The organism is Enterobacter sp. SECR19-1250, from assembly GCF_013391025.1.
Taxonomy (GTDB): domain Bacteria; phylum Pseudomonadota; class Gammaproteobacteria; order Enterobacterales; family Enterobacteriaceae; genus Enterobacter; species Enterobacter cloacae.
In genome coordinates, this window is the sequence record NZ_JACASJ010000116.1 from 1 (window position 1) to 14,432 (window position 14,432).

General features: G+C 54.0%; 12 protein-coding genes and 2 pseudogenes. 10 read left to right on the forward strand and 4 right to left on the reverse strand.

Annotation, left to right across the window (positions count from 1 at the left end):
- Positions 1-51: 51 nt before the first annotated feature.
- A pseudogene (locus tag HX884_RS27340) lies at positions 52-180 on the reverse strand (hypothetical protein); the annotation flags it as partial.
- 307 nt (positions 181-487) lie between these two features.
- Here HX884_RS27340 and xylF point away from each other — a divergent pair.
- The 4 genes from xylF to xylR all read left to right on the forward strand — a co-directional run bounded on the left by xylF (position 488) and on the right by xylR (position 5,465).
- A complete protein-coding gene (xylF, locus tag HX884_RS22165) occupies positions 488-1,480 on the forward strand; it encodes a D-xylose ABC transporter substrate-binding protein (protein ID WP_013094963.1) in 993 nt (330 codons plus the stop codon).
- Between the two features lie 72 nt (positions 1,481-1,552).
- Positions 1,553-3,094: a xylose ABC transporter ATP-binding protein gene (locus tag HX884_RS22170; protein WP_178328801.1), complete on the forward strand. Its 1,542-nt coding sequence runs from the start codon at positions 1,553-1,555 to the stop codon at positions 3,092-3,094.
- Entirely contained in the window at positions 3,072-4,253 is a 1,182-nt protein-coding gene (gene xylH, locus HX884_RS22175) for a xylose ABC transporter permease XylH (protein ID WP_178328802.1), read from the forward strand. Before HX884_RS22170 ends, xylH begins: the two co-directional genes overlap by 23 nt.
- A 33-nt stretch (positions 4,254-4,286) precedes the next feature.
- On the forward strand, positions 4,287-5,465 hold the full coding sequence (gene xylR / locus HX884_RS22180) for a D-xylose utilization transcriptional activator XylR (protein ID WP_014830205.1): 1,179 nt from the start codon (positions 4,287-4,289) through the stop codon (positions 5,463-5,465).
- A 37-nt stretch (positions 5,466-5,502) separates the two neighbouring features.
- Here xylR and HX884_RS22185 read toward each other — a convergent pair whose 3' ends face one another.
- On the reverse strand, positions 5,503-6,327 hold the full coding sequence (locus HX884_RS22185) for a protein bax (protein WP_178328803.1): 825 nt from the start codon (positions 6,325-6,327) through the stop codon (positions 5,503-5,505).
- A gap of 314 nt (positions 6,328-6,641) precedes the next feature.
- Here HX884_RS22185 and HX884_RS22190 point away from each other — a divergent pair, with 314 nt between their 5' ends.
- The gene (locus HX884_RS22190) at positions 6,642-8,672 is read left to right on the forward strand and encodes an alpha-amylase (RefSeq protein WP_178328804.1); all 2,031 of its coding nucleotides are present in this window, start codon (positions 6,642-6,644) and stop codon (positions 8,670-8,672) included.
- 194 nt (positions 8,673-8,866) lie between these two features.
- A complete protein-coding gene (gene avtA / locus HX884_RS22195) occupies positions 8,867-10,123 on the forward strand; it encodes a valine--pyruvate transaminase (RefSeq protein ID WP_058679180.1) in 1,257 nt (418 codons plus the stop codon).
- A gap of 4 nt (positions 10,124-10,127) precedes the next feature.
- Here avtA and HX884_RS22200 read toward each other — a convergent pair whose 3' ends face one another.
- Together HX884_RS22200 and yiaJ are read right to left on the reverse strand one after the other, a co-directional pair.
- Positions 10,128-10,583 carry a 4Fe-4S dicluster domain-containing protein gene (locus HX884_RS22200; protein WP_178328805.1) on the reverse strand — a complete coding sequence of 152 codons (456 nt, stop codon included), beginning with the start codon at positions 10,581-10,583 and terminating at the stop codon, positions 10,128-10,130.
- 3 nt (positions 10,584-10,586) lie between these two features.
- On the reverse strand, positions 10,587-11,405 hold the full coding sequence (gene yiaJ / locus HX884_RS22205; protein ID WP_023621211.1) for an IclR family transcriptional regulator YiaJ: 819 nt from the start codon (positions 11,403-11,405) through the stop codon (positions 10,587-10,589).
- A 225-nt stretch (positions 11,406-11,630) separates the two neighbouring features.
- Between yiaJ and yiaK the strand changes: the two genes are divergently transcribed.
- The 4 genes and pseudogenes from yiaK to HX884_RS22225 form a co-directional block, all read left to right on the forward strand.
- Positions 11,631-12,629 (forward strand): 3-dehydro-L-gulonate 2-dehydrogenase, encoded by a 999-nt coding sequence (gene yiaK, locus HX884_RS22210; RefSeq protein ID WP_013094954.1) that lies wholly within the window; start codon positions 11,631-11,633, stop codon positions 12,627-12,629.
- Positions 12,630-12,639: 10 nt separating this feature from the next.
- Positions 12,640-13,107, forward strand: a complete 468-nt coding sequence (locus HX884_RS22215) for a YhcH/YjgK/YiaL family protein (RefSeq protein WP_045901943.1) — start codon at positions 12,640-12,642, stop codon at positions 13,105-13,107.
- A gap of 151 nt (positions 13,108-13,258) precedes the next feature.
- Positions 13,259-14,185: a DUF4862 family protein gene (locus tag HX884_RS22220; RefSeq protein WP_129253103.1), complete on the forward strand. Its 927-nt coding sequence runs from the start codon at positions 13,259-13,261 to the stop codon at positions 14,183-14,185.
- 45 nt (positions 14,186-14,230) lie between these two features.
- Positions 14,231-14,383, forward strand: a pseudogene (locus tag HX884_RS22225) (2-ketogluconate transporter); the annotation flags it as partial.
- Positions 14,384-14,432 lie beyond the last annotated feature (49 nt).

Here is a 14,432-nt window from a genome sequence, read left to right on the forward strand (position 1 = left end):
GCTCCGGATGAATATGATGATCTCATATCAGGAACTTGTTCGCACCTTCCCTAAAGGATTGGTCGTTTTCGGGCCTTCGTAACGAACACGATCGAGTTGGTCGAAATAAGCTTGCATATTGAGCTCCATAATCAGGGTATGCGGCGAGTCGTTGATACAGGAGTAATAGTGAATAGACATTTTGGGTTGCTCAATTACGTTATTTCACACTGCTATTGAGAGAATGCGCAACTGTGCGCTGGCTCGCAAAATAATGCGCAAGCAAACTATTTTTCGGCGCAGATTCCATAATCAAATGTAATTAAGACCTTACGTATTTTAAAATCCGATCGCGGTCATAAATTCAGAAATAAACCAAATATCGTAATGAGAAGATAAAAATCTGTAATTGCCAGCCCGCCTTTCCGCGTTAAAAATTTGCTGCGTCTAAGCAGTGAATGTTTCTTTTATCTCAGCAACACATACCCCTACAAAAGGCCTAATAATTATGAAGATAAAGAACCTGACCCTAACGCTCTGCACTACTCTCCTCCTAGCAAGCTTTGCAGGACATGCCAAAGAGGTCAAAATTGGCATGGCGATTGACGACCTGCGTCTGGAGCGCTGGCAAAAAGATCGCGATATTTTTGTTAAAAAAGCGGAATCACTTGGCGCAAGTGTGTTTGTGCAGTCTGCAAATGGCAACGAAGAAACGCAGATGTCGCAAATTGAGAATATGATTAACCGTGGCGTTGATGTACTGGTCATTATCCCTTATAACGGCCAGGTATTAAGTAACGTCGTGAAAGAAGCGAAGCAAGAAGGGATTAAAGTTCTGGCGTATGACCGCATGATTAATAATGCGGACATTGATTATTATATTTCGTTCGACAATGAAAAAGTGGGTGAACTGCAGGCAAAAAGCCTGGTCGATAAAGTGCCGCAGGGCAATTATTTCCTGATGGGCGGCTCACCGGTGGATAACAACGCCAAACTGTTCCGTGAAGGCCAGATGAAAGTCCTCAAGCCGTATATCGACAGCGGCAAGATTAAAGTGGTTGGCGATCAGTGGGCGGATGGCTGGTTGCCTGAAAACGCGCTAAAAATTATGGAAAACGCGCTAACCGCGAATAACAACAAAATTGATGCCGTCGTCGCCTCCAACGACGCCACCGCCGGGGGTGCCATTCAGGCGCTGAGCGCGCAGGGGCTGGCCGGGAAAGTGGCCATTTCAGGCCAGGATGCGGATCTCGCCGGTGTAAAACGCATCATTGCGGGCACCCAGACCATGACGGTATATAAGCCCATCACTGAACTGGCCAACACGGCTGCAGAGATCGCCGTAGAGCTGGGGAACGGTAAACAACCGAAAGCCGACGCGACGCTGAACAACGGTCTGAAAGATGTGCCGGCACGCCTGCTCACGCCAATTGAAGTCAATAAAGAGAACATTGACGCCACCGTTATCAAAGACGGTTTCCACAAGAAGAGTGAACTGTAATCCAGCGCAGCCCCTGCCCTGCGGGGGCGCATCGACTTGTACTGTTTTTACCTCGGGTCATGTGGAGCAGTTATGCCTTATTTACTTGAAATGAAGAGCATCACCAAGCGTTTTGGCGCGGTGAAAGCGGTCGATAACGTGAGCCTGCGGCTAAATCCTGGTGAAGTGGTTTCGCTCTGCGGCGAAAACGGTTCGGGTAAGTCGACGCTGATGAAAGTGTTGTGCGGGATCTATCCGCATGGCAGCTACGAAGGTGAAATTGTCTTTGCCGGCGAGGTCATTCAGGCCACCCACATTCGCGATACTGAACGTAAGGGTATCGCCATCATCCACCAGGAGCTGGCGCTGGTGAAGCATCTCACCGTGCTGGAGAACATTTTCCTCGGGGCCGAAATTTCGCGCCGCGGCGTGCTGGATTACGACACCATGACGCTACGCTGTGAAAAACTGCTGGCGCAGGTCAGTCTGGCCATTTCGCCGGATACCCGCGTGGGAGACCTGGGTCTGGGGCAGCAACAGCTGGTTGAAATCGCTAAGGCGCTGAACAAACAGGTCAGGCTGCTGATCCTCGACGAACCCACGGCCTCTCTCACCGAACAGGAAACGGCCGTCCTGCTGGATATCATCCGCGATCTGCAAAATCACGGTATCGCCTGCATCTACATTTCTCACAAACTCAACGAGGTCAAAGCCATTTCAGACACCATCTGCGTGATCCGCGATGGTCAACACATCGGCACACGCGAAGCCGAAGGCATGAGCGAGGATGACATCATCACCATGATGGTGGGCCGCGAACTGACGGCGCTCTACCCGAATGAGCCTCACACAACGGGTGATGAAGTGTTACGTGTGGAGAACCTGACCGCGTGGCACCCGGTAAATCGCCATATCAAACGCGTAAACAACATCTCCTTTTCCCTGCACCGGGGTGAAATTCTCGGTGTTGCCGGGCTCGTCGGCGCCGGACGTACTGAAGCCGTGCAGTGCCTGTTCGGCGTCTGGCCAGGGCGCTGGGAAGGCACGGTTTATATTGATGGGAAGCGAGTGACAATCGACAACTGCCAGCAGGCAATTGCCCACGGAATTGCCATGGTGCCGGAAGACCGCAAAAAAGACGGCATCGTGCCGGTGATGGCGGTGGGTAAAAACATCACGCTCGCGGCACTCGATCAGTTCTCCGGCGCGCTGAGCAGCCTTGATGATGCCGCAGAGCAGCAGTGCATTTTGCAATCTCTCGCCCGCCTCAAAGTGAAAACATCCTCACCGGAACTGGCCATTGGGCGCCTGAGCGGAGGCAACCAGCAAAAAGCCATTCTGGCGCGCTGTCTGCTCCTCAATCCACGCATCTTGATCCTGGATGAGCCGACGCGCGGCATTGATATCGGTGCGAAGTACGAAATCTACAAACTGATTAATCAGCTTGTACAGCAAGGGATCGCCGTCATTGTCATCTCCTCTGAATTACCCGAAGTGCTCGGCCTGAGCGACCGTGTGCTGGTCATGCACGAGGGCAAACTGAAAGCCAATCTGATTAACCAGAACCTGACGCAGGAGCAGGTGATGGAAGCCGCTTTAAGGAGCGAACGTCATGTCGAAAAGCAATCCGTCTGATATCAAAGTCGCTGTTCAGACACCCGGCGCATTCGCGGGGTTAAAAGCGCTGAACCTGCAGGTATTCGTGATGATCGCGGCCATTATCGCCATCATGCTGTTTTTTACCTGGATGACCGATGGCTCCTACCTGAGCGCGCGTAACGTCTCTAACCTGCTGCGCCAGACGGCCATCACCGGCATTCTGGCCGTGGGCATGGTCTTCGTCATTATTTCGGCGGAAATCGACCTGTCGGTGGGGTCGATGATGGGCCTGCTCGGCGGCGTCGCGGCCATTTTTGACGTCTGGCTCGGCTGGCCGCTGCCGCTGACCGTGGCGGTGACGCTGGTATTAGGTCTGGTGTTGGGTGCCTGGAACGGCTGGTGGGTTGCCTACCGGAAGGTCCCGTCGTTCATTGTTACTCTGGCTGGAATGCTGGCCTTCCGCGGCGTATTGATTGGCATCACCAACGGCACCACCGTCTCTCCCACCAGCGCCGCCATGTCGCAGATTGGTCAGAGCTACCTCTCCGACAGCGTGGGCTTTACTATCGGCGTGGTCGGGCTGCTGGCGTTCGTGGCCTGGCAGTGGCGTGGCCGTATGCGCCGTCAGTCGCTGGGGCTGGCTTCCTCCCCATCAACATCCGTGGTGGGACGTCAGGCACTGACTGCGGTGATCGTGCTCGGCGCGATTTGGCTCCTGAATGACTATCGCGGCGTCCCTACGCCAGTTCTCCTGCTGGCCCTCCTGCTGCTGGGCGGCATGTTTATGGCCACGCGCACCGCGTTTGGCCGCCGTATTTACGCCATCGGCGGTAACCTTGAGGCCGCCCGTCTGTCAGGCATTAACGTAGAGCGCACCAAACTGGCGGTCTTTGCCATTAACGGCCTGATGGTTGCCATCGCCGGGTTGATCCTCAGCTCGCGTCTCGGGGCGGGTTCCCCGTCTGCCGGAAACATTGCCGAGCTGGATGCTATCGCCGCCTGCGTCATTGGCAGTACCAGCCTCGCAGGCGGTGTCGGCAGCGTGGCGGGCGCGGTGATGGGGGCATTTATCATGGCTTCGTTGGATAACGGGATGAGTATGATGGACGTCCCGACGTTTTGGCAGTATATCGTCAAGGGGGCCATTCTTTTGCTGGCAGTCTGGATGGACTCTGCCACCAAGCGGCGTACCTGATAACCGTATTGTGACTTATTTGGGAAGCGAGCCATGTTTGAAAAGCGTCACCGCATTACGTTGTTATTCAATGCCAACAAAGCTTACGACCGACAGGTTGTAGAGGGCGTTGGTGAATATTTGCAGGCGTCGCAATCTGAGTGGGATATCTTTATCGAAGAGGATTTCCGCACCCGACTCGAGAACATCAAAGACTGGCTGGGCGATGGCGTCATCGCTGACTATGACGACCCTGTCATTGAGCAGTTACTGACTGACGTCGACGTCCCGATTGTGGGCGTCGGCGGCTCTTACCATTCGCCCGAGCACTATCCTCCCGTCCACTATATCGCCACCGATAACCATGCGCTGGTCGAAAGCGCGTTTCTGCATTTAAAGGAGAAAGGCGTCCATCGCTTTGCGTTCTATGGTTTACCAGCCTCCAGCGGCAAGCGCTGGGCCGTTGAGCGCGAACACGCCTTTTGTCAGCTTGTCGCCCAGGAGAAGTACCGCGGCGTGGTCTATCAGGGGCTGGAAACCGCACCGGAAAACTGGCAGCACGCGCAAAACCGTCTGGCTGACTGGCTGCAGACGCTGCCGCCGCAAACCGGCATTATTGCCGTGACGGACGCCCGTGCGCGCCATGTATTGCAGGTCTGCGAACATTTGCATATTCCGGTGCCGGAGAAGCTGTGCGTGATTGGCATCGATAACGAAGAGCTCACCCGCTACCTTTCTCGCGTGGCCCTTTCCTCAGTGGCGCAGGGCACCCGACAGATGGGGTATCAGGCCGCAAAATTACTGCATCGTCTGCTGGATAACGAATCCCTGCCGCTTCAGCGCCTGCTGGTTCCCCCGGTCCGCGTGGTAGAACGTCGCTCAACGGATTACCGCTCCTTAAACGACCCGGCAGTCATTCAGGCGATGCACTTTATCCGCAACCACGCCTGCAAAGGTATCAAGGTCGATCAGGTGCTGGATTCCGTGGGTATTTCCCGTTCAAATCTGGAGAAGCGTTTTAAAGAGGAAGTGGGCGAAACCATTCATGCGGTCATTCACGCAGAGAAGCTGGAGAAAGCACGCAGTTTGCTCATCTCCACGTCGCTGTCGATCAACGAAATCTCGCAGATGTGCGGCTATCCGTCGCTGCAGTATTTTTATTCGGTGTTCCGTAAAGAGTATGACAACACACCGAAAGAGTATCGGGAACGCCACAGCGAAGTCATGATGTAGAAAAGAAAACGCCTTCCAGTGGAAGGCGTAATTGGGATTACATATGGGCGGCGATAAGTCGCTGGTTATCCTGGTACATCGCAAACAGATAGTTGTTATAGCGCTGACCCTGGGTGGAATAACCTTTCAGCTTGTGGATCATCGTACTGGCCGTTACTTCCTGATCCGCTTTACGCAGCTGTGCGCGTGACTTACGGAACGACGAGTAGGCCGGATGGGTGTTCAGGTTTACCACATAGGCATTTACTGAGTCTTTCACCGATTCAAACTGCGAGTAGCCCTTCACCTTGCCCGGCGCATTTTTACAACGCCCCTTCACACACTTCATGCCGAAGAGGTTGTTGTTGTTGCGTGCCAGCTTCGAGGTGCCCCAGCCACTTTCGGCTGCAGCCATTGTCGCAACCATGCTGCCCGGGATGATGTCGACACGCTCAAGGAGCGAGTTCCACGGCACACGACGGGTGTTACCGTTCCAGCTTACCTTGTAGCGCTTTGCGATATCTTTCAGGCGCGCGCGCTCGGACGGCGTCCAGCGGCTATCGTACTGTTTGGCGATCAACCAGTTACGATCTGCCGTAATCGCGGCGTTTTGACTTGTGATGTAAGGCATTACTGTCCGGAGAAACGCTTTTTTCCTTGGTGCTCCGGAAGGGTATTTTCGCAAATCAGGAAGTGAACTACTCTTTGCACTATTGCGAGAATACTCTTGTTTACTGCTAACCTTACTGCTTGTCGTCTTTATTACGTGGGCTTTCTTACTCGTTGTATCCGTGTGCGTCTTTGCAAGCACCCCACCCGAAAATGTCGCGGTGAGTAACATGAGTATCGCGGCCCCATATCGTCGAATGGGAGTCGATATCATTAGGTCTCCTGGTCGGATATGAACATTCCAACACCTTATTTTTTTCACAAATTTGAGAGCGGAATCTCAAATCCTATCAAAAATAGACTTCAAGAGCACGTGTAGAAATAGTCCAATTCCGAAACTATGTCACCTGAAACGTGCTCACTTAAGCATCAATTCTGAAAATTTGTGTGCGATCTCGCAGATAACTGCCTAATTTTGCGCAGGATCACTCATCCTCTCGCGTCATCCTTGTAGAAAGCGCCGGGGGATGAGTTTTTACGCCTCACCTGATGGCACACTGGTCAAAAATGCCGCGACAGGAAGATGGAATGAAACGCACCGCCGTAGCTTTTCTGATGTTACCCGCACTGGCACACGCTGACTGGTCATCGCCGGGATTTAACGCGTTCAGCGCCGAAGGCACCGGAATGTTCACCAGCCAGGCAAAGCTTGCGAAGGGTACGCGTCCTTTGACAGTGAGTTTTGACAACACGTGCTGGCAGCCAACAGAAGCGATAAAACTCAACGAGATGCTGTCACTCAAACCGTGTGACGGCACGCCGCCGCAGTGGCGTCTGTTCCGCGACGGAGAGTACCAGATGCGTGTCGATACCCGTTCCGGCACGCCAACCCTGATGCTGACCATCAAGAGCGCAGCAGAACAACCGGTGGCAAACGTTATCCGCCAGTGCCCAAAATGGGATGGAAAACCCCTGACGCTGGAGGTGGGAAACACCTTCCCGGAAGGCTCCGTGGTGCGAGATTTCTACAGCAAACAAACCGCGACGGTGCAGCAGGGAAAAATTACCCTTCAGCCTGCCGCCAACAGCAACGGCCTGCTGCTGCTTGAGCGCGCCGAAACCGACAAACCCGCGCCGTTTAGCTGGCAAAACGCTACGGTCTATTTCGTGCTGACCGACCGCTTCGTGAATGGTGACCCCACGAATGACAATAGCTATGGCCGCCACAAAGACAGCATGCAGGAGATTGGCACTTTCCACGGCGGCGATCTGAAAGGGCTTGCGAGCAAGCTTGATTATCTGCAGCAACTGGGGGTAAACGCGCTCTGGATAAGCTCCCCGCTTGAGCAGATCCACGGCTGGGTCGGCGGTGGCACCAAAGGGGATTTCCCCCACTACGCCTACCATGGTTACTACACGCAGGACTGGACCAGGCTTGATGCCAACATGGGCACCGAAGATGATTTACGTCATCTCGTCGATGAAGCGCACAAGCGCGGCATCCGCATTCTGTTCGATATCGTCATGAACCATGTGGGCTACGCAACGCTTGCCGACATGCAGGAGTACCAGTTTGGCGCGCTCTATCTGCAGGGTGATGAGCTGAAGAAGACGCTGGGTGAACGCTGGACCGACTGGAAGCCGGGCACGGGACAAAGCTGGCACAGCTTTAATGATTACATTAACTTCAGCGATAAAGCCGCATGGGAAAAATGGTGGGGTAAAAAATGGATCCGCACCGATATTGGCGATTACGACAACCCAGGCTTTGATGACCTGACCATGTCGCTGGCGTTTTTACCCGACCTGAAAACGGAATCCACCACGCCGTCCGGTTTGCCAAACTTTTATCAGCACAAGCCCGATACCCAGGCAAAAGCTATCCCGGGATACACCCCGCGCGATTACCTGACCCACTGGCTCAGCCAGTGGGTACGCGAGTATGGCATTGACGGTTTCCGTGTTGATACGGCAAAACACGTGGAACTGTCGGCCTGGCAGCAGTTGAAGGACCAGGCAAGCCAGGCGCTGGCGGCCTGGAAAGGTGCTCACCCGGACAAAAAGCTCGACAATGCGCCGTTCTGGATGACGGGTGAATCCTGGGGCCACGGAGTCATGCAGAGCGATTATTACCGCCACGGCTTCGATGCGATGATTAACTTCGATTATCAGGAGCAGGCGGCAAAAGCGGTGAACTGTCTGGCCGATATCGATCTAACGTGGCAGCAGATGGCGGAAAAACTGCAAAGCTTTAACGTTCTGAGTTATCTCTCTTCGCATGACACCCGCCTGTTCCGCGAAGGGGGCCAGCGCGCGGCAGAACTGCTGCTGTTAGCGCCAGGCAGCGTACAAATCTATTATGGGGATGAATCAGAGCGTCCGTTCGGGCCGACGGGTTCCGACCCTCTGCAGGGAACACGCTCGGATATGAACTGGCAGGATGTGACGGGCAAACAGGCGTTAACCGTCGCCCACTGGCAAACGCTGGGCCAGTTCCGCGCCCGCCATCCGGCGATAGGTGAAGGCAAGCAAACCACGCTTTCGCTGAAAGAGGGGTATGGATTCGTACGTGAACATGATGGCGATAAGGTCATGGTCGTCTGGGCGGGGAACCAATAGCCCCCTCATCGCGGTTTTCTCCCTCTCCCACCGGGAGAGGGCCGGGGTGAGGGGCACTCACCAGAACTATTCACTACAAAAATCCACACCCGCCACATAAAACCACAAATCCGACCACACCAGCCGATTTGCACCCGCACGGTGCTAGCGTTATGGTTACCCACTTTCAAAACAAGCTCGACAGATCACCTGCTATGACGTTTTCACTTTTCGGCGACAAATTTACCCGCCATTCAGGCATTACCCGCCTGATGGAGGACCTCAACGACGGGCTGCGCACACCGGGCGCCATCATGCTCGGCGGCGGAAACCCGGCTCAAATCCCGGAGATGAATACCTATTTCCAGACGCTGCTCGCTCAGATGCTGGAAAACGGCAAAGCAACCGATGCGCTTTGCAATTACGACGGCCCTCAGGGTAAAACCGAACTGCTGAAACTCCTCGCCGACATGCTGCGTGAAGAGCTGGGTTGGGATATCGAACCGCAGAATATTGCACTGACAAACGGCAGTCAGAGCGCGTTTTTCTACTTGTTTAACCTTTTCGCAGGACGTCGCGCCGACGGCACCACCAAAAAAGTATTGTTCCCGCTGGCACCGGAGTATATCGGCTACGCCGATTCCGGTCTGGAAGAGGATCTGTTCGTCTCCGCGCGCCCGAATATTGAGCTGCTGCCGGAAGGTCAGTTCAAATACCACGTCGATTTTGAACATCTGCACATTGGTGAAGAGACGGGCATGATCTGCGTATCACGTCCAACCAACCCAACGGGCAACGTCATCACCGACGACGAACTGATGAAACTGGATGCGCTGGCAAATCAGCATGGCATCCCGCTGGTGATCGATAACGCCTATGGCGTGCCGTTCCCGGGTATTATCTTCAGCGAAGCACGGCCGCTGTGGAACCCGAACATCGTCCTGTGTATGAGCCTCTCCAAGCTCGGCCTGCCGGGCAGCCGCTGCGGGATCATCATCGCCAATGAAAAAATCATCACCGCCATTACCAACATGAACGGCATTATCAGCCTTTCTCCTGGCGGTATTGGCCCGGCGATGATGTGCGAAATGATTAAACGCAACGATCTGCTGCGTCTGTCTAATGACGTGATTAAGCCGTTCTACTATCAGCGTGTTCAGGAAACAATTGCCATACTTCGCCGCTATTTACCGGAAGAACGCTGCCTGATCCACAAACCTGAAGGGGCAATTTTCCTGTGGCTGTGGTTTAAAGATCTGCCGATCACCACCGAGCTGCTTTATCAGCGCCTGAAGAAGCGAGGCGTATTGATGGTGCCGGGAGATTACTTCTTCCCGGGGCTGGACAAGCCGTGGCCGCATACGCATCAATGTATGCGCATGAACTACGTGCCCGATCCGGAAAAAATCGAAGCCGGGGTAAAAATTCTCGCCGAAGAGATCGAATTCGCCTGGCGCGAAGACGCCCAGTAAGAACCTACGCCAGATGACGCAACCGCTCGGTGCGTAATCTGGCGGGATCGACACAGCTCAGCGCGTGGGTCGGGCAGGCTTCCACACAGGCCGGTCCGTCCGCGCGGTGCGCGCATAAATCGCATTTCAGCGCCTGAAGCGTATCTCCTGCCCACTGCACCTGCATCGCCCCAAACGGGCACGCCACCATACAGCGTTTACACCCAATACACCGCGCCTGCTCAACCTGCCAGGCTCCCTCGCCACGGCGAATCGCCTGCGTTGGGCAGACATTCGCGCAAGGGGCATCTTCACACTGATGGCAACCCACCGCCGTGGTGAAAGCGTCCCCTTTGACTACCCGAATGCGGGGCGTAAAGGCGTCTGTTGAGATGGCGTCCTGATGCGACACGACACACGCCACTTCGCAGGTGCGAAAGCCGATGCATTTTGCCGAATCCGCCATGATGAACCGGTTCATCTGTTATCCCTCGCGCACGTTAAAACCCAGCTCTCTGGAGATCGCGTCCGCCGTTTCACGCAGAGGTGTAAGCAGATTTTTTTCGCCAATCTGCTTCATGCGGGAGGTCGACAGCGAAATTGAGATCGCATACGGCACGCGGCCATGAATATCAAACACCGGCACCGCGATACAGGAGACCCCCAGCTCGTTCTCTTCTTTGTCCATCGCCATGCTGTGCTCGCGGATTTCCGCCAGCTCGTCATACATCGCGCTCAGTTCAGTGATGGTATTGCGGGTCAGCGGCTGGATCTGATCCCGGTGGCTTTCCCAGTAGCTCGCCACATAGTCCTGGTGACCGAATGCCATGTAGATCTTGCCCATTGCCGAGCAGTAAAGCGGCATATGCTGGCCGATATAGGCGCGCGTGCGCAGCATACCGGTGGTCGGCTCAAGCTTATAAATCAGGATCGCGTGATCGTCTTCGCGGCTGGAGAAGTTCACCGTCTCGCCGGTGGCGATATTCAGCGACTCAAGATGCGGAGCAGCCACGTGGATGATATTCAGCGACGACAGCGCCTTTTGCCCGACGGCGATAAATTTGGTGGTCAGACGATAGCTGCCCGCCGCCGGTGCCGGGGTGACGTACCCGCACGACTGCAATCCCTGCAGTAACCGGTGCACGGTGCTCTTATTCAGCCCGGCCAGTTCCGATAAATGGGCCAGAGGACAGCCGTTCGGATAGTTACTGAGGATCTCAATCAGCATCAGACCGCGAAACAAGCTCTGGCTACCTGCTGGCCTCTCTTTTTCTTGCGTCATGTCGCTCTCTTTCATGCTCATCCCATGGCTCCTTTTTATCGCGCCCTGATGGTAGCGCAAAGTGTGGTTCAGTTCACGATCTCAACAGAAAAAACACAACCAGTTGATTTTAATCGATTTTGAAAATCATGAATGTCGTTGATCTGGCAAAATTTGATCGCTATATTTGAAATCAGATTTCGCATAGTGAAATTTAGCGATAAAAAAGCACTCGCACTTGCCCCTACGAAGAACAGGAGAACAGGGATGAAAGTGACATTCGAAGAGTTGAAAGCAGCGTTCAATCGGGTTCTGCTCGATCGCGGTGTAAAAGCAGAAACGGCGGATGCCTGCGCGGAGATGTTTGCCCGCACCACGGAATCTGGCGTCTATTCCCACGGCGTGAACCGCTTCCCGCGTTTTATTCAGCAACTGGACGCGGGCGACATCATTCCTGATGCCCAGCCAAAACGGGTGACCACATTAGGGGCCATCGAACAGTGGGATGCCCAACGCGCCATCGGTAACCTGACGGCGAAAAAAATGATGGATCGCGCCACCGAACTGGCCTCCGATCACGGTATCGGTCTGGTTGCGCTGCGTAACGCTAACCACTGGATGCGCGGAGGGAGCTATGGCTGGCAAGCCGCAGAGAAGGGCTACATCGGGATCTGCTGGACCAACTCCATTGCGGTGATGCCCGCGTGGGGGTCAAAAGAATGTTGCATCGGCACCAACCCACTTATCGTGGCGATCCCCTCCTCCCCAATTACCATGGTCGATATGTCGATGTCGATGTTCTCCTACGGCATGCTGGAAGTGAACCGACTGGCCGGACGCACGTTACCGGTCGACGGTGGATTCGACGACGAGGGCAATCTGACCAAAGAGCCTGGCGTGATTGAGAAAAATCGCCGTATTCTGCCTATGGGCTACTGGAAAGGTTCCGGCTTATCGATTGTGCTCGACATGATCGCCACCCTGCTCTCTAACGGCTCCTCCGTGGCGGAAGTTACCCAGGACAACAGCGACGAGTATGGCGTGTCGCAGATCTTTATCGCCATCGAGGTCGACCGCCTGATCGACGGCCCAACCCGCGATGCCAAACTGCAGCGTATTATGGACTTCATCACCACCGCCGAGCGGGCAGACGAAAACGTCGCTGTCCGTCTGCCGGGGCATGAATTTACGCGACTGCTTGAAGAGAACCGCCGCAACGGCATCACCATTGACGACAGCGTGTGGGCGAAAATCCAGGCGCTGTAAGGAGTGGGCCATGATATTCGGACATATTTCACAGCCAAATCCGTGTCGCCTGCCGCGGGCGATTGAAAAAGCGTTAGATTTTCTGCGTACCACGGATTTCAGCATGCTAAAGCCGGGTGTCGTTGAAATTGAGGGACACAACATCTTTGCCCAGGTGCTTGATCTCACCACCCGGGAACAGCACGAAAATCGCCCGGAAGTGCATCGCCGCTATCTTGATATTCAATTTCTGGCGTGGGGTGAAGAAAAAATCGGTATTGCTATCGATACCGGCAATAACAACATCAGCGAATCATTACTGGAACAACGGGATATTATTTTTTATCACAACAGTGAAAATGAATCGTTTATCGAAATGATACCCGGCAGTTACGCCATATTTTTCCCGCAGGATGTACACCGTCCTGCCTGTATTAAAAACAAGGAAACCGCAATTCGCAAAATTGTGGTGAAAGTGGCAATCAGCGAATTAGATTAATTTTCTGATATACCCTAAATAATTCGAGTTGCAGGAAGGCGGCAAGAGAGTGAATCTCCAGGAGCTTACATAAGTAGGTGACTGGGGTGAACGAGCGCAGCCAACGCACATGCAACTTGAAGTATGACGGGTATAAATACAGGAACGCGAAATGACCAACACCGGTTTTATTATTGGTGCGTACCCCTGCGCACCCTCGTTTCACCAGAAAGGGGAACAAGAAGAACAAACCTTCTGGCGGGAACTTTCTGACACGCCACACATTCGCGGGCTGGAACAACCCTGCCTTGAACATCTCCATCCTTATGGGGATGAATGGCTGTTCCGCCATACGCCTGGAGACTGGCAAATCGTCGTCACGGCAGTGATGGAAACCATGCGTCGCCGTGGCACCAATGGCGCATTTGGGCTGGCGTCTGCTGACGAAGATCAGCGTAAAGCCAGCGTAGAATTTTACCGCCATCTGTGCCAGAAGATTGCTGCCGTTAACGCCCGTTTTCCCGGGAAAGTCATTGCCCTGGAAATGCAGGCCGCACCGCAGGCGGGCAATGCTTCAGTCGAGCAGGCTATCGAGGCGTTCGCCCGTTCCATTCGTGAAATCGCGGGCTGGGACTGGTCCTGCGATCTGGTGCTTGAACACTGCGATGCCATGACCGGTCCCGCACCGCGTAAGGGATTTTTACCCTTAGAGCAGGTGCTGGAGGTGATAAAAGAGACAGATATCAGCATCTGTATTAACTGGGCGCGCTCAGCCATTGAAGGGCGCAACACCACGCTTCCGGTTGAGCACGTTCAGACCGCCCTTCAGGCCGGAAAACTGGCCGCGTTGATGTTCTCCGGCACCACCATCTGCGGAGAGTATGGTGAATGGCAGGATCTGCACGCACCGTTTTCATCGTACTGTGCCGACAGTTTGCTGACCACTGAACATGCAAAAGCACTCTTTACTGCGGCGAGCGCCGCAACATTGAAATTTTCCGGTATTAAATTACTGGAAATAAATGCTAATGCTGATATCAGCCATCGCATCGCTATTTTGCGAGACGGCATTAGCCAAATGAAAAAAGCAACGCAATAACAATAAAAAAATCTTATTCCGGTTACCTACACTGAGATATTAAATATGAATACGTCTACTCAAGCTCTACATGCGGACATTCCGCGCCAGCGCTGGCTAAGAATTATTCCCCCGATTCTTATCGCCTGCATTATTTCTTATATGGACCGTGTGAATATTGCTTTTGCCATGCCCGGCGGTATGGATGAAGAGTTAGGGAAGGTGCGAATAAGCAGGTCATTTCTTCCCAAGCTGACTCGCTGATTAA

Bases quoted from the DNA above. Each gene is read 5' to 3' on its own strand.
- HX884_RS22200 (WP_178328805.1), bottom strand. From the start codon at position 10,583: ATGAACCGGTTCATCATGGCGGATTCGGCAAAATGCATCGGCTTTCGC.
- HX884_RS22215 (WP_045901943.1), top strand. From the start codon at position 12,640: ATGATATTCGGACATATTTCACAGCCAAATCCGTGTCGCCTGCCGCGG.
- yiaJ (WP_023621211.1), bottom strand. From the start codon at position 11,405: ATGAGCATGAAAGAGAGCGACATGACGCAAGAAAAAGAGAGGCCAGCA.
- xylR (WP_014830205.1), top strand. From the start codon at position 4,287: ATGTTTGAAAAGCGTCACCGCATTACGTTGTTATTCAATGCCAACAAA.
- HX884_RS22220 (WP_129253103.1), top strand. From the start codon at position 13,259: ATGACCAACACCGGTTTTATTATTGGTGCGTACCCCTGCGCACCCTCG.
- xylF (WP_013094963.1), top strand. From the start codon at position 488: ATGAAGATAAAGAACCTGACCCTAACGCTCTGCACTACTCTCCTCCTA.
- yiaK (WP_013094954.1), top strand. From the start codon at position 11,631: ATGAAAGTGACATTCGAAGAGTTGAAAGCAGCGTTCAATCGGGTTCTG.
- xylH (WP_178328802.1), top strand. From the start codon at position 3,072: ATGTCGAAAAGCAATCCGTCTGATATCAAAGTCGCTGTTCAGACACCC.
- HX884_RS22185 (WP_178328803.1), bottom strand. From the start codon at position 6,327: ATGATATCGACTCCCATTCGACGATATGGGGCCGCGATACTCATGTTA.
- HX884_RS22190 (WP_178328804.1), top strand. From the start codon at position 6,642: ATGAAACGCACCGCCGTAGCTTTTCTGATGTTACCCGCACTGGCACAC.
- avtA (WP_058679180.1), top strand. From the start codon at position 8,867: ATGACGTTTTCACTTTTCGGCGACAAATTTACCCGCCATTCAGGCATT.
- HX884_RS22170 (WP_178328801.1), top strand. From the start codon at position 1,553: ATGCCTTATTTACTTGAAATGAAGAGCATCACCAAGCGTTTTGGCGCG.